This window comes from Mycobacterium sp., assembly GCF_035603715.1.
Lineage (GTDB): Bacteria > Actinomycetota > Actinomycetes > Mycobacteriales > Mycobacteriaceae > Mycobacterium.
The window spans coordinates 1-21878 of the sequence record NZ_DATNJW010000612.1 but is presented as its reverse complement, the minus strand read 5'-3'; the positions used below and the strand labels follow the sequence as shown (position 1 = coordinate 21878).

The window sequence follows — 21878 nt, the reverse complement described above, 5'->3', positions numbered from 1 at the left end:
GGCACGGTTTTCTCGGCGCTGGCCGACATCATCTATCAGGGCTCGGAATCGAGTCAGATTTACGCCGCGATCTGCGTTGCTGCGACGCTGGTGGTCAACGGATGCGATCACGCCAGCTTGCTGGTGCGCCGCGACGGTCGCTACGTAACGGTCGGCGCCAGCGACAGCATCGCGCAGCAAATCGACGACATGGAACGAGCGGCCGGCGACGGGCCTTGCGTCGATGCGATCGAGGAAGAAACCCCGCAGATCGAAACCGACCTAACCACGCCGAAGGAGTGGTCCAAGTTGGCGGCCCGAATGGTTGCCGAGACCCCCGTACGTGGGGCGATGGGGTTCCGCATCCTGGTCGACAAGCGGAAAACCGGTGCGCTCAACCTCTTCAGCGACAAGCCGAACGTCTTCGACACCGAATCCGCCGGCCAGGCCATCGTGCTGGCATCGTTCGCCAGCGTGGCCATCAACGCGGTCGCGTCGGGCGAGGACGTCTCCACCTTGCGGCGCGGGCTGCTGTCCAACCGTGAGATCGGCAAGGCCGTCGGGATGCTGATGATGCTGCATGGTGTGGACGAGCAAGAAGCGTTCAACACCCTGCGCCGGTACTCCCAAGATCTGAACATCAAGCTCGCCGACGTAGCGCGAACCGTCATCGAAAGCCGCGGCAAGCCGATGTTCGGCCGCAGTGAGCAGCGTTAGCGTCGACCGACGAGCCTATTCCGGCAACCGCAACTCGGGCTTCTCAACCTCTTCGATATTGACGTCTTTGAAGGTGACAACCCGCACCTGCTTGACGAACCGGGCCGGCCGGTACATGTCCCATACCCACGCGTCGGACAGCCGTAGTTCGAAGTACACCTCGCCGTCGGCGTTGCGTGGAACCATCTCGACACTGTTTGCCAGATAGAAGCGCCGCTCGGTTTCCACCACGTAGCTGAACTGCCCCACGATGTCCTTGTATTCGCGGTACAGCGAGAGCTCCATCTCGGTTTCATACTTTTCGAGATCTTCGGCACTCATCAGCTCAGCCGTCCTTCTCCGTCCCGCGGTTGATTGGCGGACTCCATCTTTCCCCACCCATTTTCATTCTGCTGACCCGGTGCGCACTCCGCCACTATCTCGGTACTCCATCCGGACGCCACCCGCCGTACGTTGATGAACGAACGCCGATGCTCCGAGCAGGGCCCGAGCTCGTTGAGCGCCGCCGAATGCCCCGGGGTGCTGTAGCCCTTGTGCACGGCGAAGCCGTAGCCCGGATGATCGGACTCCATCGCCACCATCAGCCGGTCCCGGCTGACCTTGGCCAGCACGCTGGCCGCGGCGATGCACGCCGCCGCTGCGTCGCCTCCGATAACCGGCAGCGACGGCACGGGCAGCCCTGGTACGCGGAAGCCGTCGCTGAGCACGTAACCCGGGCGAATCGACAATCCCGCCACCGCCCGGCGCATGCCTTCGATGTTGGCCACATGCACGCCGCGGCGGTCAACCTCGGTCGACGGGATGAACACCACGTGGTACGCCAGCGCGTAGCGGCAAATCAGCGGATAGAGCTTCTCCCGTGCCTTCTCGGTGAGCTTTTTCGAATCATCAAGAGCAGCAAGGCTTTCCAATCGACTTGGCCCCAGCGCGCAGGCGGCCACCACCAGTGGCCCCGCGCACGCCCCGCGACCGACCTCGTCCACGCCGGCCACCGGCCCGAGACCGCTGCGGTACAGGGCGGCCTCCAGGGTGCGCAGGCCCGACGATTTGCGGATCACCGTCCGCGGCGGCCAGGTCGTGGCCATGGCCTAGTGATTCTGCTGAGGATTCACCGCACGCACAGCACCCCACCGCGAGGGCGGCCACACAATGAATCTCGCCTTGCCGATGACATTGCCGACCGGCACCGTGCCGGCCATGGGATCACCCGTGCACAGCAGTCCGTTGATGGCGTCGCCAGGGGTGCTGGTGCAGTGGGCGCGGGAGTCCGCCGAGTGAGTGCGGTTGTCCCCCATCACCCATAGCCGCCCCTGCGGAACGCTGACGGGCCCGAATTCGGGCCCCAGGCACGGATAGACAGCCGGATCGGCGTTCAGCGTCGCCGGGTCGAGATACGGCTCTGTCAGCTTCTTGCCGTCGACCGTCAGCCCGGTGTTGTTGCGGCACTGCACGGTCTGGCCGCCCACCGCGATGACGCGCTTGACCAAGTCGTTTTCGTCAGGAGGCACAAACCCGATGAACGAGAACGCGTTTTGCACCCAGCGGATCAGAGCGTTGTGCGAACGGATGGATTTGTAACCGATGTTCCACGGCGGCGGTCCCTTGAACACGATGACGTCACCAGGCTGCGGCGAGCCGAAGCGGAAAGTGACCTTGTCGACCATGATCCGGTCGCCGACACAGCCCGAGCAGCCATGCAGCGTGGGTTCCATCGATTCCGACGGGATGAGGTAGGGACGGGCCACGAACGTCAACATGACGTAGTAGAGCACCAATGCGATGACGGCCAGGATCACCGTTTCCCGTAGCGCCGCGCGCCTTTTGTCGGCGCGCTCGTCCGGGTCAGCCGAATCCGGCTCCGCTACCGGCGGGGCGCTTGTCGCGACTTCTGGATCGGCCGGACCGGAATTGGGTTGACCCTCAGGCGGGCCGGTCGGTTCAGTCACGGGTTCAGCGTAGTCAGCATCGCCGGGCAAATCGGCAGGGCCGCCACAGAAACGCCGACCGCGCCGGAAATCAGCGCTTTTCCTTGATCTTGGCTTTCTTACCGCGCAGCTCGCGCAGGTAGTAGAGCTTGGCGCGACGAACGTCGCCGCGCGTCACAACGTCGATGTGGTCGATGTTGGGCGAGTGCACCGGGAAGGTCCGCTCGACGCCGACGCCGTAGCTCTCCTTGCGGACGGTAAAGGTCTCGCGAACCCCACCGCCCTGGCGGCGCAGAACGACGCCCTTGAACACCTGGATACGCTCCTTGGCGCCCTCGATGACCTTCACGTGGACGTTGATCGTGTCACCGGGGTTGAAGGCCGGGAGGTCGTCGCGCAGCGACGTCTTGTCGACGAAGTCCAGCGTGTTCATGTCGGAAGACACTTCCTTGCGGTCGCGGCTGCGTGCTGCTGCTCACCGCTGCGAACAGTGAGCAGGCAACCTAGCCGATGGGTTCGGGCATCTGGGTGTGTCTCACGGTAGGCGGCAGCGGACCGTCCGGCCGACAACCGCTGGAGACAACTGGTCAATTGTGCCAGATCGGGCCCACGCAGCGAAATCGCGGCGAATCGCCGCTGCGGCTGACCCGATCGTGACGTGGGCAAATGGTACACATGACCGTGAAATGACCAAGCGAACCCGGCCGCTGCTGCGGCTGATCGCCACCGCGGCAGTGCTGACGGTGTGGGCGACCGGCTGCGCAAAGGTGTATGGCTCGCCCGACGTCCCGCAACCCGCGGTCCATGCTCCTGAGTCACCACCTGCCGCCGCGTTCGACGGGTTGCCGGCCCGGATCGCGCAGGCCACCGACGCTGCCGTCGCAGACGGCGCCACCATCTCGATCGCCGTCCTGGACCGGGTCACCAGCCAGATGCTGTCCAACGGCAACGACCAGCTGGTCGGGATCGCGTCCGTCGCGAAGCTCTTCATCGCCGACGATGTGTTGGCACAGGAAGCAAGCACGCCGCTGTCGTCAGCAGACCGCCAGGCGCTGGACAGCATGCTGCGGTCCTCCGACGACGACGCCGCGGAGGCGTTCTGGGCCGCGCGCGGCGGGGAGGCGATCATCAACGACGTCGCCGGCCGCTACGGGTTGACGTCGACCACGCCGCCCAGCGACGGGCAGTGGTGGGACACCATGAGCTCGGCCTCGGATCTGGTGCATTACTACGACAGGCTGCTCAGCGGGTCCGGTGGATTGTCCGGCGAGCGCGCGGAGATCATCCTCAACGACCTGGCCGGCTCGACGGCTACCGCGGCCGACGGCTACCCGCAGCGGTTCGGCATTCCCGACGGGCTCTTCGCCGAACCCGTCGCCGTCAAGCAGGGATGGATGTGCTGCATGGACGGCAGCAGCTGGATGCATCTGTCGACGGGCATCATCGGCACGGACCGGCGATACGTCATGGTGATCGAGTCGCTGCAGTCCTCGGACGACGCGACCGCGCGCGAAACGATCACTGCAGCCGTCAAGACGATGTTTCCGTCCGGGCGGATCGGCGCCTAGCCCCGATCCCGATGCCACAGGTCGGGGCGGCGTTCGCGGGTGCGCTGCTCCGCGGTCTGCCGCCGCCATGCCTCCACGCGAGCGTGGTCGCCCGACAACAGCACCTCGGGGACCTCAAGCCCGCGCCAGCTCGGCGGCCGGGTGTACGACGGGCCTTCCAGCACACCGTCGGAATGCGAATCGTCTTGGTGCGAAAGAGGATTACCCAACACGTTCGGCAGAAGACGCAGCACCGCCTCGATCATGACCAGCGCCGCCGACTCCCCGCCCGGCAAGACGTAGTCTCCGATCGACACCTCCTCGACTCGCATCCGCGTAGCCGCATCGTCGATGACCCGCTGATCGATTCCCTCGTAACGGCCGCACGCGAACACCAGATGCGATTCGCTGCCCCAGCGTTGCGCAGTTGACTGCGTGAACAGTGCGCCCGCAGGCGTCGGGACAACGAGAAGCGTTTCCGGCGAGCAGATCTCGTCGAGCGCCTCGCCCCATACCGGCGCTTTCATCACCATCCCGGGGCCGCCGCCGTAGGGCGAGTCATCGACCGAGCGGTGCACGTCGTGCGTCCAGCGACGGAGGTCGTACACGCCCAGCTGGACCAGCCCTGATTCTATTGCCTTGCCCGGCAATGACTCTCGCAGCGGATCCAGGTAGGTCGGGAAGATCGTTACGACGTCGATTCTCACCACGCTGCGCCCTCAGTTCTCCAGTTCCAGGAGTCCCTCGGGCGGGTCGATCTCGACGACACCGTCCTCTAGCGAGACTGACGTGACGATCGCGCCGACGAACGGCACCAGCACCTCGCCGCCCTGTTCGCGGTTGACCGCCAGGAGCTCACCGCCCGCGGTGTGCAAAACCTCAGCGACGACGCCGATTTCGCGACCGTCTATCGTCCGCATGTGAAGGCCTTCGAGCTGGTGGTCGTAGTAGGTGTCGGCCTCGTCGATGGGCGGCAGGTCCGCGGAGTCGACGACGAACAGGCTGCGCCGCAGTGCGTCGGCGGCGTCACGGTCGGCGACGCCGGATAACCGCACCAGCAGGCGGCTGCCGTGGGCACGGACCGTTTCAACGGTGTAGTTGCGCTCACTGCGATCAGAACCTTTGGCGCGCAATATCGCACCGGGCGCGAACCGAAGCTCTGGGTCATCGGTGCGAACCTCGACGACGAGTTCGCCGGTGACGCCGTGCGCTTTGACCACGCGCCCGACTGTCAACTCCAAGGGAGCTCTCCGCTACTGGTCGGTGTCCACCACGTCGACACGAATGCCGCGACCACCGATGCCTGCAACGAGGGTGCGCAGCGCGGTCGCGGTGCGCCCACCTCGACCGATCACCTTGCCGAGATCGTCGGGGTGAACGTGCACCTCGACGGTCCGGCCACGCCGGCTGGTTACCAGATCGACGCGTACATCGTCAGGGTTGTCTACGATCCCGCGGACCAGATGTTCGACGGCGTCGACGACGACGGTGCTCATGGCGGTGGTCAGCTCTCGGTCGTGGGCTCGGCCTGCTCGCCGGCGGCAGCCGGCGCGGCCTCATCGGCCGGCTTCTCGGCGTCGTCGGCCTTCTCGGCGGTGTCCGCTTTCTCGGCGGTGTCCGCCGCGGCGGCCTTCTTCGCCGGAGCCTTCTTCTTCTTCGGCGTCGAAGCCTCGGTGTCGGGGCCACCATCGGCGGCAGCCAGGGCGGCGTTGAACAACTCGAGCTTGGTCGGCTTGGGTGGGGCTACCTTCAGCCGGCCCTCAGCCCCGGGCAGCCCTTTGAACTTCTGCCAATCACCGGTGATCTTCAGCAGCTTCAGGACGGGTTCGGTGGGCTGAGCCCCCACCGACAGCCAGTACTGGGCGCGCTCGGAGTCGACCTCGATCAGGCTCGGGTCTTCCTTGGGGTGGTACCGGCCGATGACCTCGATTGCTCGGCCTTCGCGGCGCGTCCGCGAATCGGCGACTGCGATGCGGTACTGCGGATTGCGGATCTTTCCGAGCCGGGTGAGCTTGATCTTTACAGCCATGGTTAAGCAATTCTCCTACGGATGTCACGCTGCAATTCAGCGATTCGGGCGGGATGCCCGGATCCGGTTTTGCCTCGCGTGTGTGACCGCCGAACAAGCATCGCGCAAACGACGGGTCGCGCGGCGGACAGCCGCCTATTGTGCCAGAGCCGGGCCTGAAGTCAGAAATCCACTCCGAACAGGCAAGGAAGTAGAGAACCTGGCCCACGCGACCCGGGCTGGACTAACTGGAGTACCGGTACCAGGCGATGATGTACAGGACCAACGCTGTCGCCAGCGCGATCAGCACCCAGATCACGACGGCTTGGTCGATCCACGAACCCGCCGGAGGGCTGCCGGGGAGGATGTTTCGCAGCGGCACCACAGCGAATAGCATCGCCGCGTACCAGGTGGAAAACGGCGGCAGGAATTGTCTCCGGGCGGTCAGCATCTGAATAGCCACGAACAGTGCCAGCGTCGGCAGGGTGATGAGGACCAGACAAATCCCCAGGTCGAAGACCAGCGGCCCCTTGGCCCGATGCAGGGTGATGATTACGCTGTCCGGGCGATTTAGGTCGCCCTTGTTGCGAGCAACCCGGGTGGCGCGGATGTCCCAGCCTTGCAGCGATCCGGTCACCTCGACCCGGGCGGGTTTGTATCGGCGATCTTCTCCCGACCCCACCAGGACATCTGCCTGGATGGTGTCGGTTTTGTACGCGTCGAAAGGCCAGTCACCCGCGTCACCGTGGGCCTCGATGGTGGTGGCTACCTGCGCGGGCGACTTCCCCACCGGGTACTGCAAGTCTCCCAGGTCGTTCTGCGGAAAGAACCGCACCGAGGTGTCGGTGTTGAGTACGTTGAAGCGTTTGTTGATCATCGAATCGTCGGGCATCACCAGCACCTTCACATCGAGGCGATTTGCCTCGGTGTGCAGCTGCTCGAAGCGCACCAGAACCACCGTGCCGTCAGCGGTGTTCAAGACCGGCTCGGGGAGCGGGCCCGGCGCGGTTGCCAGCCAGTGGTAACCGAGGAGCGATAGGACGTAGACAACGACGACGCCACCGATGATGGAGACATCGAGCAGGAGATGTCGTCGTCTCGGTTTACGCGCCGGCTGCTCGGGCGCCGTTGCCGGCACCTCCACGGTCCCGGCCACGTGCAGCTCCGGCCTCACCTCACCGGGGCGACCTTCCGCAGCTCCAGCTGAGTCGCCGATGAGTGGCACGAAGCAAAACGCTATCAACGAGCGTGTTTGATACGCCATAGAGAGCAGCGCGCTTACAAGGTCTTAATAGCCACCATACGAGCGGCGGTGAAAATCAATTGCCTGGCAATCACCCGATTTCTGGGGCCTGCCCGCTCGCCTTAACTCCGAACGCGGCTGCTACAGGATTTTCTGGAAGCACTTGGTCTCCACGCGGCGGGTCATCCGCCATCCGTCGGCGGTGCGAACGAACTCGTCGTCGTACCACAAGCCGCAGAACATGATCTGTTCCTTCTCGCCGCCGAGGACCATCGGGTTGAAACAAATCGTCCGTGACGACGCGGTGTCCCCGTCGACGCGAACCGAGAAATTGCCCAGCATGTGCGCGTACATCGGAAAGTTCGGCAGAACCTCGGCCAACCAGGCCTTCACCTCCGGATAGCGGCCTTCGATGCCACCGAGGGCCGTGTAATCGATGTAGGCGTCCTGGGTGAATACCGCGTCCAGACCGTCGAAGTGACGCGTGTCGATCGCGGTCGAGTAATCGACGATCAGCTGCTGGATTTCCAACCGGTCCGAGATTTCGGCATGGCTCAACATGGCTCGATTGAACACCTCCGAGGTCAACCACAGGCGGCGCGGGCCGGTAAGCTGCGTGGCCATGCGGAAGCTGCTCGCCGCAGTCGCGGCTGTCTTCTCCCTTGTCGGCACCAATGCAACTGCTTGGGCGGACGCCGGCGTGCAGCCGGTCGGTTCGGTGCCCATCCCCGATGGGCCGGCTCAGACCTGGCTGGTCGCGGACCTCGATTCCGGTCAAGTGCTGGCCGCCCGCGACGAGAACCTTCGTCATCCACCGGCCAGCACCATCAAGGTGTTGCTGGCGCTGGTGGCCCTTGACGAGCTGAGCCTGGATTCGACCGTCGTCGCCGACCCAGCCGACAGCCAGGTCGAATGCAACTGTGTGGGCGTGAAAGCCGGCCGCACCTACACGACGCGCCAACTTCTGGACGGCCTGCTGCTGGTGTCGGGTAATGACGCGGCCAACGCGCTGGCGCACATGCTGGGTGGCCCGGGCGCCACGGTGGCCAAGATGGACGCCAAGGCGGCATCGCTGGGCGCGGTGAACACCCATGCGTCGACCCCGTCGGGTTTGGATGGGCCGGGCGGCTCGGGCTGGTCGACAGCCCACGATCTGGCCGTCATCTTTCGCGCGGCGATGGCCAACCCGGTATTCGCTCAGATCACCGCCGAGCCGTCCGCCATGTTCCCCGGCGACAACGGGGACCACCCGATCGCCAACCACGACGAGCTGCTGACGCGTTACCCGGGCGCCATCGGCGGTAAGACCGGGTTCACCGACGCCGCGCGCAAGACATTCGTCGGCGCCGCGGCTCGCGGGGGCCGCCGCCTGGTGGTAGCCATGATGTACGGGCTGGTGCGCGCGGGCGGACCAACGTACTGGGATCAGGCCGGCGGCCTGCTGGACTGGGGCTTTGCGCTCAATCCCCAGTCGGCGATCGGCGCACTGTAGGTCTCAGACGACACCCGCCATGGTTTCGGCTAGTCTTCCAATGCCGTGGGATTTTATTGCACAGGAGTCCAATATGAGTACCCACGGCGTTTCGGTCGACACACGTCGACAGGGGGTCCGTGGGTTGAGTCGCCAGCCATTGTCAACGACGTCTGCACCGTTAGTAGCCGACGCAGGTGTCCGTAAGGAGTGAGAGATCGATGATGGCCGAAAACCAACATGCTGAATCTGGTTCGCCACCTCAATCCGACAAAGACGACTTCAGCACCCATGAGTCGGAGGTCGAGGGGCTGGCGGTAGTTGCCGTGAGCGGCAGCGTGGACATGCTGACCGCTCCCGGGCTCACCGAGGCCATCGATTCCGCGCTCGCCAAAAAGCCGAAGGGCCTCATCGTCGACTTGTTGAAGGTCGAATTCCTCGGCTCGGCCGGCATCAGCGTCCTGATGAAGACCCGCGACAACCTTGGCGAGTCCATCCCGTTCTGCGTGGTCGCCGATGGGCCCGCCACCCATCGTCCACTCACGTTGCTGGGTATCAACGAGCTGATGAGCGTGTGCCGAAGGCTGGACGACGCCGTCGCGAAACTCACCGACGGCTAGCCGGTCAGCCCGGCAGGCCGATGCCGCTCAGCAACGACGACAGTAGGGCGATCCGCCGATCCTCGATGTCGGGCTGCGGTAGTACGGCTCGCAACATCGCTGCCCCATCAAAGGTGTTGGTCAACAACGCCACCAAAACCGGGAACGTGTCCGGCGACAAACTGTCGGCACCGGGTAAAGCGCGCGCGGCGTCGCAGATCTTGCTGGTGTATTGCTCGAGAACGTTTTGCAATGTGGCATTGAGCTTTTCGTCGGTGCGCGCGGCGATCATCAGCTCGTAGAGCACGGCGTTGGTGGGGCTGCTGGTGATGTCTCGCAGGATTGTCAGTCCCGCCTCCATCGCCGGCCGGTCAGAAGGTATCGCGGCGACCTGCTTGGTGAACGAATCCAGTTGCCGCCGAAGCACTTCGTAGGCCGTGGCGGCCATGAAGTCACCCATCGTGTCGAAGTGGCGGAACAAGGCGCCGACGGATACCCCAGCTCGCTTGGTGATTACCGCCGCGGACGCCCGGGCGTATCCGACTTCGATGATCGTCGCGATGCTGGCCTCGAGCAGACGCGCCACCGTCTCTTCCCGGCGCTGTTGCTGCGTCCTTGCCATCGGGTGACCTACGCGCTCGAGCCGGCGAGTTGTCGACGACGCGCGCCCGCCCGCAGGTAGCGGCCGGACTTCACCGTCTTCCCGTAGCCGTCGCGGAATTCGCCGTTGCGGAACACAATTGCGCCGTTGACACCCGTCGCCACCACCGCCGCATCGTTGCGGTTGACCATGCGGCTCAGGTCGCCGTAGAACGGGACCTTTTCCTCGTGGTAGGCATCCACCGAGTCGTCCAGGCCGGCGGGATCGATCACGACGAAGTCGGCGCGATCGCCTTCCCGCAAGGTGCCGGCGTCCAGACCGAACCATTCGGCCACTTCACCGGTCAGGCGATGCACCGCGTGTTCGATGGTGAGGAAGGGCTGTCCATCTTGGTAGGCGTCCAGCGTGCGCTTGAGGAACCGCAGCGAATAGTTATAGAAGGCCATGTTGCGCAGGTGCGCACCGGCGTCGGAAAAGCCCATGTGGATGCTCGGTTCGGCAGCCAACTTGTTCAGCTGCTTGGGCCGATGGTTGGCGACAATGGTGGTCCAGCGCACGTTGCGCTCACCGTTTTCGACCAGGACATCGAGGAACGCGTCCAGTGGGTGAAGCCCTCGCTCCTTGGCAATCGCACCGAAGCTCTTGCCGATCAGCGTCTTGTCCGGGCATTCGACGATCACTGCTTCGTGAAAGTCCTTGTGCCATAGCGACGGTCCAAGCTTGACGCGGTCGAACTGCCGACGGAACCTGCGACGGTATTCCGTGTCGGCCAGCAACTCATTGCGCTCCAGCTGGTCTCGCAGGTGTAACGCGGCGGTCCCCGCACCGAACTCTTCGAAGACCGGCAGGTCGATGCCGTCTGAGTAAAGCTCGAACGGCACCGGCAGGTGCTGGAATCGAACCTTCGACCGCAGAACAAAGTTCATCAGCCGCGTGCCCAGGCCGAACACGTGTACCGCCAACGGCATCGACTTGGCGTCGGCAGATACCAGCAGGCTCATCCGAACGGCTTTGCGCAGCCCGAACATTGGGCTGCTGGCCAGGAAGAACAGCAGTCCGGATTCGGCTTTGGCCACGTTGGGCGCGCTTTGCAGAATCCGGCCCCGCTTGCGCAGCACCTTGATCAGCTTGCGGCGTTCTCGCCACGTCGCGAAGGTGGACGGCAGCGCTCGGGAGCGGAAGCGGTCGCCGTCGAGTTTGTCGATCGCAGCGTCCATCCCGGACATGCCGAGCATGCCGGCCTGGAGAGCGTCGTCCAGCAACGCGGCCATCTTGTCGAGTTCGGCGTCGGTGGGCTCCACGTCGCGGGTGGTGGCGCGATCGAGGCCGAGCACCGAAGTTCGGAGATCCGAATGACCAAGCAGCGAGCTGACATTCGGGCCCAACGGCAGGCCGTCGATTGCCTCCACGTATTCCGCGGGAGTCGACCAGGTCTTGTTGTCGCGCAATGCACCCAGGACGAATTTGCGCGGCACCGCCTCGACCCGGCTGAACAGGTCGGCGGCATCGTCGGCATTGGCGTAGACGGTCGACAGCGAGCACATGCCGAGTAATACCGTGGTGACGCCGTGGCGCACCGACTCGCGCAATCCGGGATCCAGCAGCACCTCGGCGTCGTAGTGCGTGTGTACGTCGACGAATCCCGGAACGACCCACTTACCCTTCGCGTCGATGACCTCGGGGCAGCCGGTCTCGTCCAGCGGAGTCGACGACACCGTGCACACGACGCCGTCGCGGATGCCCAACGTGCGGGTTTGCGGCGTGCTGCCGGTTCCGTCGAACCACAATCCGTCGCGAATGATCACGTCGTAGCTCACTATCGTCCTCCGCATCGTTGGGGTGGTGCCAAGCTAGCATAGATAGCGAGTACTCGCAATCTTTCTCAATCCGGGTCGAGACCCTCCTCGCGACCCGGCACCGACGCGTCGAACGCATTGAGCGTGACGCCCACCATCGAGAAGCATCCGACCAGGAAAACGATCTCGGCCAGGCCCACGTCTCCGAAGGTTGTGAGCACCGCCTGGTACGTCGTCTCCGGCAGCGGTCCGCCCCGGTTCAGCGCGGCCGCCATGTCATAGGCAACGCGCTCGTCGTCGGTAAGGTCGGTCGGACGTTCGCCGGCGACAACGGTGGCGATCTTTTGCTGCGCAAGCCCGGCGCGCCGGGCGAAATACTCGTGACCATATATCTCGTAGCGGGCGCCGAATTTGGCTGCAGTCACCAGGATGACGAGCTGGTGGATCGCGGCGGGCAACACGCTGTGCTCCCACATCGCCCGGTTGAAGGCCCAGGCGGGCTTGCCGAACTCCGGGAAGTGCAGCCAGCCGTTGAACGGGCCGATCAGGGCACCGTCTTTGCGCCGCGCCACGACTTCGCCGAAGTTTTTCCCGATGACATCGAGCATGTCCTCGTAAAGGTTTCGCTGAACTTCGTCCAGTTGAGCCGGTGGCAGCAACGGCAAGCGCATTCTGACTCCTCGGGCGTCGATCGGGCCGTCACGCATGCTCACAGTCGCCCCCTGGTGCGCGGACGCTGTGCCTCCGGACTGACCGCGCCCAGAAGATCAGCAAGCTCATTCACCGATATCTCGTCGAGTCGCTGGACGGCGTCGATTATTTCGCCACGCAGTGCGGGTTCAGCGAACGGTTCGGCAAGCCAGTGAAACTTCTCCACGACACGGTCCCACGACATCGGTCGCGTGGGTGAGCCTTCGAAGTCCGATTGTTCGCGGTGTAGGTGCCGACCGTCTTTGCAGACAATGTGCACCCGTGCCGACGTCCGCGCGGGATAAGCCTCGGTCAGGTCGGGCGCGGGTTCGACCTCCACCCGGGTGAGCAGCTCCTGGACATCGGCCCGCCGAACACGTTTGCTCTCAAGTTGTTCCGGACCCACCTGGCCGTCCAGCAGCGCGACGGCAACTAGATATTTCAGGTTATAGTCCGCCTGCTCCTTGGTCCATGGATGGGACTTGTCGCCGTATTGGCCGCCACCGGCGAAATCGAAAGCCCCTCGGAAGACCTCCAATGTCACTGTGGTGATATCGATCCCGGTGATAGCGTGCTCATCGCGAAGTGCCAGTGTTGCGTCGATGATTACCTGGCCGTGGATCAGTGAGCAATACTGCTTGAGGTAGGTTTGCTCGACGGCGGTCAGTGACCGGTCGCGGGGGCGCAAGTGGATGGGTTGGCCACACAGCTGCTCGAGCCCGTTCGGGCCCTCGAAAAGCGCACGGGGGCCGCGGATTCCACGACTAACGAGCATCGTGGTGTACACCGCGCGCATCCCGGTGATGGCTGGCGAGATGCCCTTCCACGTCGACACGGGCTCGGCGTGCACCGCGGCGAGTGACACGTTATCGACGGTGGAGGCGGCGATCGCATCGGCAGTCCGCTCGACGCCCAGCCCGAGCAGCTTGGCCGAACCCGCAGCCACGGACATGGCTAGCTGCAGCGCATGGTTCAAGCCGAGGGCCATAACGGGAACGTCTGCGCTGAAACGGCATTGAATTTCGTAGGCGATCGCCAGAGCCAGCAGCAAGTCTGTTCCGCGGGCACCAACATGCTCCGCGACAGCGAAGATTGCTCCGAAGTTGTCGGCTGGGTGACAGAGACCTCCAGGAGTGAGATAGGTGTCGAGCAGGTCGGGGTAGCGCACCAGGACCGCATTGAAGAAGGCCGCCTGGTCAACCGAGGCGCGACCACCGCCGACGAATGTCGCTGTCGGGCGGCCGCTGAACTGTTCCGCATGCGCTCGAATGGCGGGAATCAGTTCGCCGTCAAGGGCGCCGAGGGCGCAAGAAATGGTGTCCAATACGTTTCGTTTGAGGGTGGCTGACACCCGACCGCTCAAATCAGTCTGGTTGGCGCTGACCACGAATTCCGCCAGCTCGTCGACAGCATGTGACGCGTGATCGTCTGCCATGGCCAGTTCACTTCCTGTAGGTGTATCAAGCCATCATTGAAATCCAGCGAAACCATCGCGTCCACGACCAACTTCTTAAGTCTGGTTGGTCGAACTTCCCAGCGATGCTGAACTTCGCGCTCGACGCTGACCGAGTCACGTGGTCCGCAGCACGTTGATGGACCTAGGCGTTGCCGAGTAGAACTGCGCGGTGCGGGTCGTCGTTCGGAGTCCACCAGCTTTCGTCCGGCGGCGTCGTCCACTGACTGCTACGAGCGAAGGCAACCAAAGCGTCAACGACCCGTTGGACGATCGGGCGATCGTCATCAGCGCGGTGCAGCAGCGACCATGTCCACAGCGGAGCCGGATCAATGATCGGGCGACGCCCCAATATCGGCGGGCTGGCCGCCGTATGACGTTTGGGAGAAGCCAGGACCGGTCGCCTGATCCGCCGAACGTGCGCATAAAACGCCGCCCCGGTGATGCCACCATCGTCAATGCGTGTCACGCGACCGTTCGCTTGCGCTGCAAATTCCATGCCGAATCGGTTCCACGAGGACCACGCCGATTCGTCGCTGTCAATCAGCACGCGCACTTCCGACGCCCGCACGGGTATGTCGGAGTTTGTTCCCGCGGAAACCGCCTCAAGTCGTTCCGCACGAAGCAGATGTGCAGTCAGATTGCGCGACTTCACGTCTGTTGCGGTAATCCAAGCGACCGCGAAATCCAGATTTCCGTCGGCGACCCGGTCGGCTTGGGTGTGAGAGGGTAAAACCCACTCGTCAAGGCGCAGCGCCACTGCGGGATCCAACAAGGCTTGAATGTTGTCAGGCAACCAGCTGACGTAGCCCAGCCGCAGCGTGCTCGCTTCCGCAGCGCGGCGCCGCACTCGTTGTTCGGCATCGTCAGCAAGCGCGAGAATCCGGCGCGCGTCGTCCAAGAACGACCTGCCGGCCTCAGTGAGCCGGACGCTGCGTCGGTCTCGGATCAATAATTCAGCACCCAGCGCCTTTTCCAATCCCTGGATTTGCTGCGAGAGAGCTGGACCGGAGATGTGCAGACGCAGCGCGGCGCGACCAAAGTGCAGCTCATCGGCCACAGCAACGAAGTATCGCAACTGCCGCAATTCCATCAGCCAAGTCTAGATCGCCGCGGTCGCTCGAGAACCTAACTGCGGTTTTCGCTTGTCATATCAATCCAGCACGTTTACTGTATCGAAAATCGCTGGGGCACTGAGATTCTCATCACTCGCAAGCTCGATGCGCCGATGCATGTCATCGGACAGGTCCGGCGTATCGGCGAGATCGAACCAGCGAGCCTGCAGGCTTTCGTCGTCCGCGGGGAAGGGCTCGCCGCCCACCCAGTCCATCCGGAATACATGGTCGAGGTACCGAGCGTGGTCGCCGTTGACATGGACGATAGGACGCGTCACGTGCACCCAGGCCAATCGTCGGGCGACCGTGTGGATACCGCTCTCTTCGAACACTTCTCGGACCGCACAGTCGGCCGGGTTCTCCCCCGGTTCGACAATTCCGGTGACGGGCGTCCATGCGTGGTTGTCGGACCGTTGGATCAGCAGCACCTGCTGATCGCGGATGACCACCGCGGTGATCCCGGCCAACCACAAGGGCGCATGCCCGATGTGCCGACGAAGTTCGACGATGAATTCGGGTATCGGCATAGCCCTGTTTCTAACAGAGACCGTGAAGCCGGTACTTCCGGTACCCGGGCACAGGGTCCTCACCTCTAAGCTTTGACCCGAAGGACCGTCCAATTTTCGGTTCTCGCGTCGGCGCTGGAAAGGACTGCCGTCATGCCGCTCGCTCGGATCGACCTCATCGAGGGCAAGTCGGCGGAATACCGCCGCACCATTGCAGACGTCGTGTACGACAAGATGATCGAATGTCTGGGAGTGCCCGAGGATCGATTCCAGACCATCACCGAACACAAGGCGGAGAACTTCTTTTTCGACCGCGACTACCTAGGTCTCTACCGGTCTGAGAACTGCATCTTCATTCAGCTGATCTTCCTCGACGTCGCGAGTCCTGAGCAGAAAGCCGCGTTCTACAAGGCGGTCGTCGACGACTTACAAGAGAAGCTTCAGGTACGGCGGGAGGATGTGTTCTTCAACCTCATAACCGTCAACCCGCCGGACTTCTCCATGGGCAACGGCGTGGCTACGTACCTCAATGGCGTGCCGACCGATCGACTGGACCCAAATTCCATCGAGCCCTAACCGGTCTGGTCGTTCAGAACAGCTGCCCACGGAGCACGCCCACGTCCGCGCGGTGCAGCACCTCGGGGCCGTAACGCGGATCGTCGTAGTAGCACAACAGGTCTGCCGAAGCGCCGTCGTCCAAGCCCGGACGGTCGAGCCACTCGCGGGCGTCCCAGCACGCGGCGCCGAGCGCGTCGGTGGGAGTCATCCCGATGCGGGTCAGTGCCTCGACTTCATCGCCGATCCGACCGTGGGCGATCATCCCGCCCGCATCGGTGCCGGCGTAGATCGGTATGCCGGCCTCGCGGGCCGCGGTCAACCGGGGATAGCAGTTGGCGTACAGGTCGCGCATGTGCGCGGCGTAGGTCGGATACTTTCCGGCGGCGTCGGCGATGCCGGGAAAGTTCTCGACGTTGATCAGCGTTGGCACCAAGGCGGTTCCATGTTCGACCATCAACTCGATGATGTCGTCGGTGAGCCCGGTGCCGTGTTCGATGCAGTCGATTCCACCCCTGATCAGTCCGGGCAGTGCGTCCTCGCCGAAGACATGGGCGGTCACCCGCGCACCCTGGGCGTGGGCGACATCGATCGCCGCTTTGACCACGTCGTCGGACCACAACGGCGCCAAATCGCCTATGCCGCGGTCGATCCAGTCGCCGACCAGCTTGACCCAGCCGTCGCCGCGCCGGGCCTGCAGGGCCACCGCGTCAGGGAGCTGCGATTCGTCTTCGATATCGATCGGCAGGCCGGGGATGTAGCGCTTGGGACGGGCCAGATGCCGCCCGGCCCGAATGATGCGGGGCAGGTCGTCGCGATCGTCGAGGCTGCGGGTGTCGATCGGCGAGCCGCAATCGCGCAGCAGCAGAGCGCCCGCCTCGCGCTCGGTTTCGGCCTGGGCGATCGCCTCGTCGAGTTCGACGGCGCCGCCGGGCCCCAGCCCGACGTGGCAGTGCGCGTCGACCAGACCCGGAATGATCCAGCCGCCGTCGAAGATGGTGTCGGCATTGCCGACCGGTTCGCGGCTGATCCGGCCGTCCACGATCCACAGTTCGATGGGTTCTTCGTCGGGTAGCCCGATCCCTCGAACGTGTTGCGGCACTACTTACCCGGGAATTTCAACTTGGACAAATCGAAATCGGCCAGCCCGGGCGGCAATTCGTCCAGACCCTGCGGCATGTTGGACAGGTCGGGGAATCCGGCCGGCATGCCCGCGCCAAGCGGCCCGCGGACCTTGGGCGGCGTCGGCCCGCGCTTCTTGCCCTTCTTGCCCTTGCCTTTTGCGTTCTTTCGGGTCGCCGACTTTCGTCCCAACCCGGGTATGCCCATGCTGCTGACCATCGAGGACATCATCTTGCGCGCCTCGAAGAAACGGTCGACCAGTTGATTGACCTCGGACACCGACACACCCGAGCCGTTGGCGATGCGCAAGCGGCGTGACGCGTTGATGATCTTCGGGTCGGCTCGCTCCTGCGGCGTCATACCGCGGATGATGGCCTGCAACCGGTCGAGTTGGCTGTCGTCGACGGCGGCCAGGGCATCTTTCATCTGACCCGCGCCCGGAAGCATGCCCAGCAGATTGCCGATCGGGCCCATTTTGCGGATCGCCAGCATCTGCTCGAGGAAGTCCTCCAGCGTCAACTCGCCGGATCCGATCTTGGCGGCCGCAGCCTCGGCCTGCTCCGCATCGAAGACCTGCTCGGCCTGCTCGATCAGGCTCAGCACATCGCCCATGCCGAGGATGCGGCTGGCCATCCGGTCGGGATGGAAGACGTCGAAGTCCTCTAACTTCTCGCCAGCTGAGGCGAAAAGTATTGGCACACCGGCAATTTCACGAACCGACAGCGCGGCGCCACCGCGGGCGTCCCCGTCCAGCTTGGTCAGCACCACGCCGGTGAAGCCCACGCCCTCGCCGAACGCCTGGGCGGTGGCCACCGCGTCCTGACCGACCATCGCGTCCAGAACGAACAGCACCTCGTCAGGATCGACGGCAGCGCGGATGGCCGAAGCCTGGGCCATCATCTCCTCGTCGATACCCAACCGCCCGGCGGTGTCGACGATCACCACGTCGAAGTGCTTGGCGCGCGCCTCCGCGAGCCCAGCCGCGGCAACCGCGACCGGATCGGCCGGCCCGGCCTGTTGATCGGCCTCGGCATCCGCCGAGGTGCCGGGGTGCGGCGCGAACACCGCGACGCCGGCGCGCTCGCCGGTGATGCGCAACTGGTCGACCGCGCCCGGTCGCTGCAAGTCGCAGGCCACCAACAGCGGTGTGTGGCCCTGGCCGCGGAGCCAAAGCGCCAGCTTGCCCGCCAGCGTGGTCTTACCGGAGCCCTGCAGACCGGCCAGCATCACCACGGTCGGCGGCGTCTTCGCGAATGCCAGCTGCCGGGTCTGCCCGCCGAGGATGCCGACCAGTTCCTCGTTGACGATCTTGACGACTTGCTGGGCCGGGTTGAGGGCGCCGGACACCTCCGCGCCCTTGGCGCGGTCTTTGACTCGACCGACGAACGCACGGACCACCGGAAGCGAAACGTCGGCCTCGAGCAGTGCCAGCCGGATTTCGCGGGTGGTGGCGTCGATGTCGGCGTCGGTCAGCCGGCCTTTGCCGCGAAGTCCTTGCAGGGCACCGGTGAGCCGATCGGACAGCGATTCAAACACGCCGCCCAGCCTAGCCGGATGGCTGAGGATGGACGCATGCTAGAGGTGATCGACAAGGGATCCTGCGACGACGCGCATCCGGTGCCACTGCTGTTCGTCCACGGCGGTTGGCATTCCGCGTCGTGCTGGGCCAACTTTGTGGAGTACTTCGCCGATGCCGGTTACCGCGCGGTCGCGCTGAGCCTGCGCGGCCACGGCGGCAGCCCCACCGCCAAGCCATTCCACGCCTGCTCGATCGCCGATTACATCGAGGACGTCCGTGCCACGGCCGGCGGCCTCGGTGTCCAGCCGGTGCTGATTGCTCATTCCCTGGGCGGCTTCGTCGTGCAACGCTATCTCGAGAGCCACGACGCCCCAGCGGCCGTCCTGGTGGCATCGGTGCCGCCGCAGGGCGTGCTGGGGCTGGCGACGCGCATCTGGAGCCGCCACCCATGGATTTCCATGCGGTCGCTGCCGGTCGGCAACCTGACCGGCTTCATCGGCACCACGCCGCTGGTCCGCGAGCACCTGTTCAGCGCCCACACGCCCGACGACATCGTGGAATCGTGTGCCGCGCGCGTCCAACCCGAGGCGGTGCGAGCGTCCCTGGTCGACCCGCTGTTCCGCCGGGTGAGAACCACCCGGGTCAGCACGCCCATGCTGGTCCTCGGTGCCGCGGACGACGGCATGGTCACCAACGCCGAGGTGCGCGCCACGGCAAAGGCATACAACACCGATGCGGAATTCTTTCCCGACATGGGACACAACATGATGCAGGAGCCCGGTTGGGCCGGCGTCGCCCAACGCATTGACGCCTGGCTGCACACGCGCGAGCTTGGTTAGACCGCGGCCGCGTCCGGGTGCGTTTCCAAGACCGACAAAAGGTGATGCTCGATCGCCGATCGGGTGCCTGAACCGGGTTCGCCAACGGCCTTGGCGGCGCCGCTGTGCGCGGGCAACGCGATACAGAACACGTCGTCGACCATCGACCCCCGCGTGCTGACCTTCGCCCAGTCGATATCCACCCCGGATCGCTCCAGCGCACCGGTGAGCAGCGCGAGCAGACCGGGGCGGTCGTTCGCCCGGATCTCGACGATCAGCCGCCCCGGCGTGCCTTCGAACCACAAGATCCGCGGCGGCGCAGATGAGTTGTGCACTGGAACCGCGGTCGGGGCGTCGCCGACCGGCTTGGGCTTCGTATCGGCTGACCGCTGCTCCAGGGTGTCCAACACGTCGGTCTGGCCACCCAGGGCCCGGATGAGCTGCTGACGCAGCAAGCCCGCGGCCGGCGGGCTGCCGAAGTGCGGCGACACCACGAACTCGCTGATCGCGACGCCGTCCTCGATGTTGATCGACGCCGAATGCACGCGAAGCGAATTCAGGGTCAACACCCCGGCAGCTTTGGACAGCAGCCCGCGCTGGTCGGGGGCGATCACCACCGCATGGTGGAGGCGCTGATCTTTACCGGGCCGCAGCTCGACGTGCACCTTGCGGTCGGCGGCCAGCGCAATGTACTCGGGCTCGAGCGGGTCGGCTTCCGGCAATGCCTGGCCGTTCATCGCCATGCGACTGCGCCGCACCAGGTCGCCGACCAGCGAGGCCTTCCAGTCGCTCCACACCCCCGGCCCGGTGGCCAACGAGTCGGCCTCGGTCAGAGCGTGCAACACGTCCAGCAGCACCGGGTCGCCTTCCAACGCGTCGCAGACCGAGGCGATGGTCTGCGGATCGTTGAGGTCCTGCCGGATCGCGACCTTGGCCAATAACAAGTGGTGGTACACCAGCTTGGACAGCATCTCGACATCTGACGGCCACATACCCAGCCGGGTACCGATCTGGGTGGCCAGCTGAGCCCCCAGCACGCAGTGATCAGCGTCGCGTCCCTTACCGATGTCGTGCAGCAGCGCTGCGAGGATCAGCAGATCGGAACGGGCCACCCGGGTGGTGAAAATCCTTGCCCGCGAGACTGTTTCGGCCAGGTGACGGTCGACGGTCCAGATATGCACGACGTCGCGCGGCGGAAGATCGCGTACCGCGCCCCACTCCGGGAACAGCCGACCCCATAACCCGGTGCGGTCCAGCGTCTCGATGACCGCAATGGTGTCCGGCCCTGCGGTCAGCATGACCAGGAGGTTGTCCAGCGCGTCGCGCGGCCAGGGTGTGGGAAGTTCTGGCGCGGTATCGGCCAACCGGCTCAGTGTCGACACCGCAATCGGCAGGCCGGTGACCGCCGACGCCGCCGCGACTCGCAGCAACAGCGCCGGGTCGCTCTGCGGTCGGGCATCGCGAGCGAGGACGATCTCACCGGCGTACTCGATGACGCCCTCGTCCAGCGGTCGGCGCGGACGCCGCCGGATCGCCGACATCCCGCGCCGCGGCAGCGCGTTGGACGCGGTCCGCAGCCCGGCATCGACGCGATAGCTGATCGTGCGTCCGACGTCGGACAGCACCCGCGACAGGTCGAAGCGGTCGCCGATGTGCAGCGCTGCGCTGATCTCGTCGGCAAACTGCGCCAGCACCTGGTCGTGCCCGCGACCCGAAACCCGATGGAGTTCGGTGCGGACATTGAGCAGGGTCAGGTGGGCGCCGGTCAGCGAACCCAGCGGGTCGTCCGTTTCTCCTACGGCCAAGCGGTCGGTGAGGTGGGCGATGGCCAGCGCGTCGAGCAGTTGAATATCCCGAAGGCCGCCGCGGCCCGCTTTGATATCGGGTTCGGCGCGGTGCGCGATCTCACCGCAGCGACGCCACCGGGAGTGGGTCTCGTCCACGACTTCGCCGAAGATGGACTGGATTCCGGCCCGCCACTGGCGGCGGATTCCTTCGATGAGGCGACCGGACAGCTCTTCGTCACCGGCGATGTGCCGGGTATCCAGCATCGCCAGGCAGGCGGACACGTCCGCGCCGGCGACCTTTAGTGTTTGAGCGACGGTCCGAACACTGTGATCGAGGCGAATGTTGGCGTCCCACAACGGATACCACAGCGAGTCGGCAACGTCCCGGACGGCGTCGGTGTTCATGCCGTCGTGCAGCAACAGCAAG

Annotated in this window: 24 protein-coding genes and 1 pseudogene; 6 read left to right on the top strand and 19 right to left on the bottom strand. The window is 64.8% G+C overall.

Annotated elements, in window-relative coordinates; all coding sequences use genetic code 11:
* Nucleotides 1-696: GAF and ANTAR domain-containing protein (locus VN856_RS25095; protein WP_325694376.1), on the top strand; the 696-nt coding region annotated here is incomplete at its 5' end.
* 15 nt (nt 697-711) lie between these two features.
* Here the strand turns inward: VN856_RS25095 and VN856_RS25090 are convergent.
* From VN856_RS25090 to rplS, 4 genes are all read right to left on the bottom strand, one after another.
* Nucleotides 712-1017, bottom strand: coding sequence for a DUF2469 domain-containing protein (locus VN856_RS25090; protein WP_007171389.1), 306 nt, complete (start codon nt 1015-1017; stop codon nt 712-714).
* A complete protein-coding gene (locus tag VN856_RS25085) occupies nt 1017-1781 on the bottom strand; it encodes a ribonuclease HII (protein ID WP_325694372.1) in 765 nt (254 codons plus the stop codon). The genes VN856_RS25090 and VN856_RS25085 overlap by 1 nt, the downstream gene beginning before the upstream one ends.
* A gap of 3 nt (nt 1782-1784) precedes the next feature.
* Entirely contained in the window at nt 1785-2642 is an 858-nt protein-coding gene (gene lepB / locus VN856_RS25080; protein ID WP_325694370.1) for a signal peptidase I, read from the bottom strand.
* A 70-nt stretch (nt 2643-2712) separates the two neighbouring features.
* Nucleotides 2713-3054: a 50S ribosomal protein L19 gene (gene rplS / locus VN856_RS25075; RefSeq protein WP_325694368.1), complete on the bottom strand. Its 342-nt coding sequence runs from the start codon at nt 3052-3054 to the stop codon at nt 2713-2715.
* Nucleotides 3055-3307: 253 nt separating this feature from the next.
* On the opposite strand from rplS, the gene VN856_RS25070 reads away from it, so the two are divergent.
* Nucleotides 3308-4189, top strand: coding sequence for a hypothetical protein (locus VN856_RS25070; RefSeq protein WP_325694366.1), 882 nt, complete (start codon nt 3308-3310; stop codon nt 4187-4189).
* Here VN856_RS25070 and trmD read toward each other — a convergent pair.
* The 6 genes from trmD to VN856_RS25040 all read right to left on the bottom strand — a co-directional run bounded on the left by trmD (nt 4186) and on the right by VN856_RS25040 (nt 7980).
* Nucleotides 4186-4875, bottom strand: a complete 690-nt coding sequence (trmD, locus tag VN856_RS25065) for a tRNA (guanosine(37)-N1)-methyltransferase TrmD (protein WP_325694364.1) — start codon at nt 4873-4875, stop codon at nt 4186-4188. The genes VN856_RS25070 and trmD overlap by 4 nt on opposite strands.
* A 12-nt stretch (nt 4876-4887) precedes the next feature.
* Complete coding sequence (rimM, locus tag VN856_RS25060; RefSeq protein WP_325694362.1) at nt 4888-5409, bottom strand: ribosome maturation factor RimM; 522 nt, start codon at nt 5407-5409, stop codon at nt 4888-4890.
* Between the two features lie 12 nt (nt 5410-5421).
* Nucleotides 5422-5664 carry an RNA-binding protein gene (locus tag VN856_RS25055; protein WP_036354608.1) on the bottom strand — a complete coding sequence of 81 codons (243 nt, stop codon included), beginning with the start codon at nt 5662-5664 and terminating at the stop codon, nt 5422-5424.
* A gap of 8 nt (nt 5665-5672) precedes the next feature.
* Nucleotides 5673-6197 (bottom strand): 30S ribosomal protein S16, encoded by a 525-nt coding sequence (gene rpsP / locus VN856_RS25050; RefSeq protein WP_325694353.1) that lies wholly within the window; start codon nt 6195-6197, stop codon nt 5673-5675.
* Nucleotides 6198-6420: 223 nt separating this feature from the next.
* Entirely contained in the window at nt 6421-7332 is a 912-nt protein-coding gene (locus tag VN856_RS25045) for a DUF4436 domain-containing protein (RefSeq protein ID WP_325694351.1), read from the bottom strand.
* A gap of 228 nt (nt 7333-7560) precedes the next feature.
* Nucleotides 7561-7980, bottom strand: a complete 420-nt coding sequence (locus VN856_RS25040) for a nuclear transport factor 2 family protein (RefSeq protein ID WP_325694377.1) — start codon at nt 7978-7980, stop codon at nt 7561-7563.
* 61 nt (nt 7981-8041) lie between these two features.
* On the opposite strand from VN856_RS25040, the gene VN856_RS25035 reads away from it, so the two are divergent.
* Entirely contained in the window at nt 8042-8911 is an 870-nt protein-coding gene (locus tag VN856_RS25035; protein WP_325694348.1) for a D-alanyl-D-alanine carboxypeptidase family protein, read from the top strand.
* Nucleotides 8912-9111: 200 nt separating this feature from the next.
* Nucleotides 9112-9510: an STAS domain-containing protein gene (locus VN856_RS25030; protein WP_325694347.1), complete on the top strand. Its 399-nt coding sequence runs from the start codon at nt 9112-9114 to the stop codon at nt 9508-9510.
* 4 nt (nt 9511-9514) lie between these two features.
* On the opposite strand, the gene VN856_RS25025 is transcribed toward VN856_RS25030, so the two are convergent.
* The 6 genes and pseudogenes from VN856_RS25025 to VN856_RS25000 form a co-directional block, all read right to left on the bottom strand.
* Nucleotides 9515-10111, bottom strand: a complete 597-nt coding sequence (locus VN856_RS25025; protein ID WP_325694345.1) for a TetR/AcrR family transcriptional regulator — start codon at nt 10109-10111, stop codon at nt 9515-9517.
* Nucleotides 10112-10119: 8 nt separating this feature from the next.
* Nucleotides 10120-11947 (bottom strand): annotated as a pseudogene (locus VN856_RS25020) (N-acyl-D-amino-acid deacylase family protein).
* A 25-nt stretch (nt 11948-11972) separates the two neighbouring features.
* Nucleotides 11973-12557 (bottom strand): carboxymuconolactone decarboxylase family protein, encoded by a 585-nt coding sequence (locus tag VN856_RS25015; RefSeq protein WP_325694343.1) that lies wholly within the window; start codon nt 12555-12557, stop codon nt 11973-11975.
* A gap of 38 nt (nt 12558-12595) precedes the next feature.
* Nucleotides 12596-14011, bottom strand: coding sequence for an MmgE/PrpD family protein (locus VN856_RS25010; RefSeq protein WP_325694341.1), 1416 nt, complete (start codon nt 14009-14011; stop codon nt 12596-12598).
* Between the two features lie 163 nt (nt 14012-14174).
* Nucleotides 14175-15122 carry a LysR family transcriptional regulator gene (locus tag VN856_RS25005; protein ID WP_325694339.1) on the bottom strand — a complete coding sequence of 316 codons (948 nt, stop codon included), beginning with the start codon at nt 15120-15122 and terminating at the stop codon, nt 14175-14177.
* Between the two features lie 60 nt (nt 15123-15182).
* Entirely contained in the window at nt 15183-15671 is a 489-nt protein-coding gene (locus VN856_RS25000) for an NUDIX domain-containing protein (RefSeq protein WP_325694337.1), read from the bottom strand.
* A gap of 132 nt (nt 15672-15803) precedes the next feature.
* Between VN856_RS25000 and VN856_RS24995 the strand changes: the two genes are divergently transcribed.
* A complete protein-coding gene (locus tag VN856_RS24995) occupies nt 15804-16226 on the top strand; it encodes a tautomerase family protein (RefSeq protein ID WP_325694335.1) in 423 nt (140 codons plus the stop codon).
* Nucleotides 16227-16239: 13 nt separating this feature from the next.
* Here VN856_RS24995 and VN856_RS24990 read toward each other — a convergent pair whose 3' ends face one another.
* Entirely contained in the window at nt 16240-17307 is a 1068-nt protein-coding gene (locus VN856_RS24990) for an amidohydrolase family protein (protein ID WP_325694333.1), read from the bottom strand.
* Nucleotides 17307-18863, bottom strand: coding sequence for a signal recognition particle protein (ffh, locus tag VN856_RS24985; RefSeq protein WP_325694332.1), 1557 nt, complete (start codon nt 18861-18863; stop codon nt 17307-17309). Before ffh ends, VN856_RS24990 begins: the two co-directional genes overlap by 1 nt.
* 36 nt (nt 18864-18899) lie before the next feature.
* Between ffh and VN856_RS24980 the strand changes: the two genes are divergently transcribed.
* Nucleotides 18900-19685, top strand: a complete 786-nt coding sequence (locus VN856_RS24980) for an alpha/beta hydrolase (protein WP_325694330.1) — start codon at nt 18900-18902, stop codon at nt 19683-19685.
* On the opposite strand, the gene VN856_RS24975 is transcribed toward VN856_RS24980, so the two are convergent.
* Nucleotides 19682-21878, bottom strand: a 2197-nt coding sequence (locus tag VN856_RS24975; protein ID WP_325694328.1) for a [protein-PII] uridylyltransferase, incomplete at its 5' end; no start/stop codon positions are given. The genes VN856_RS24980 and VN856_RS24975 overlap by 4 nt on opposite strands.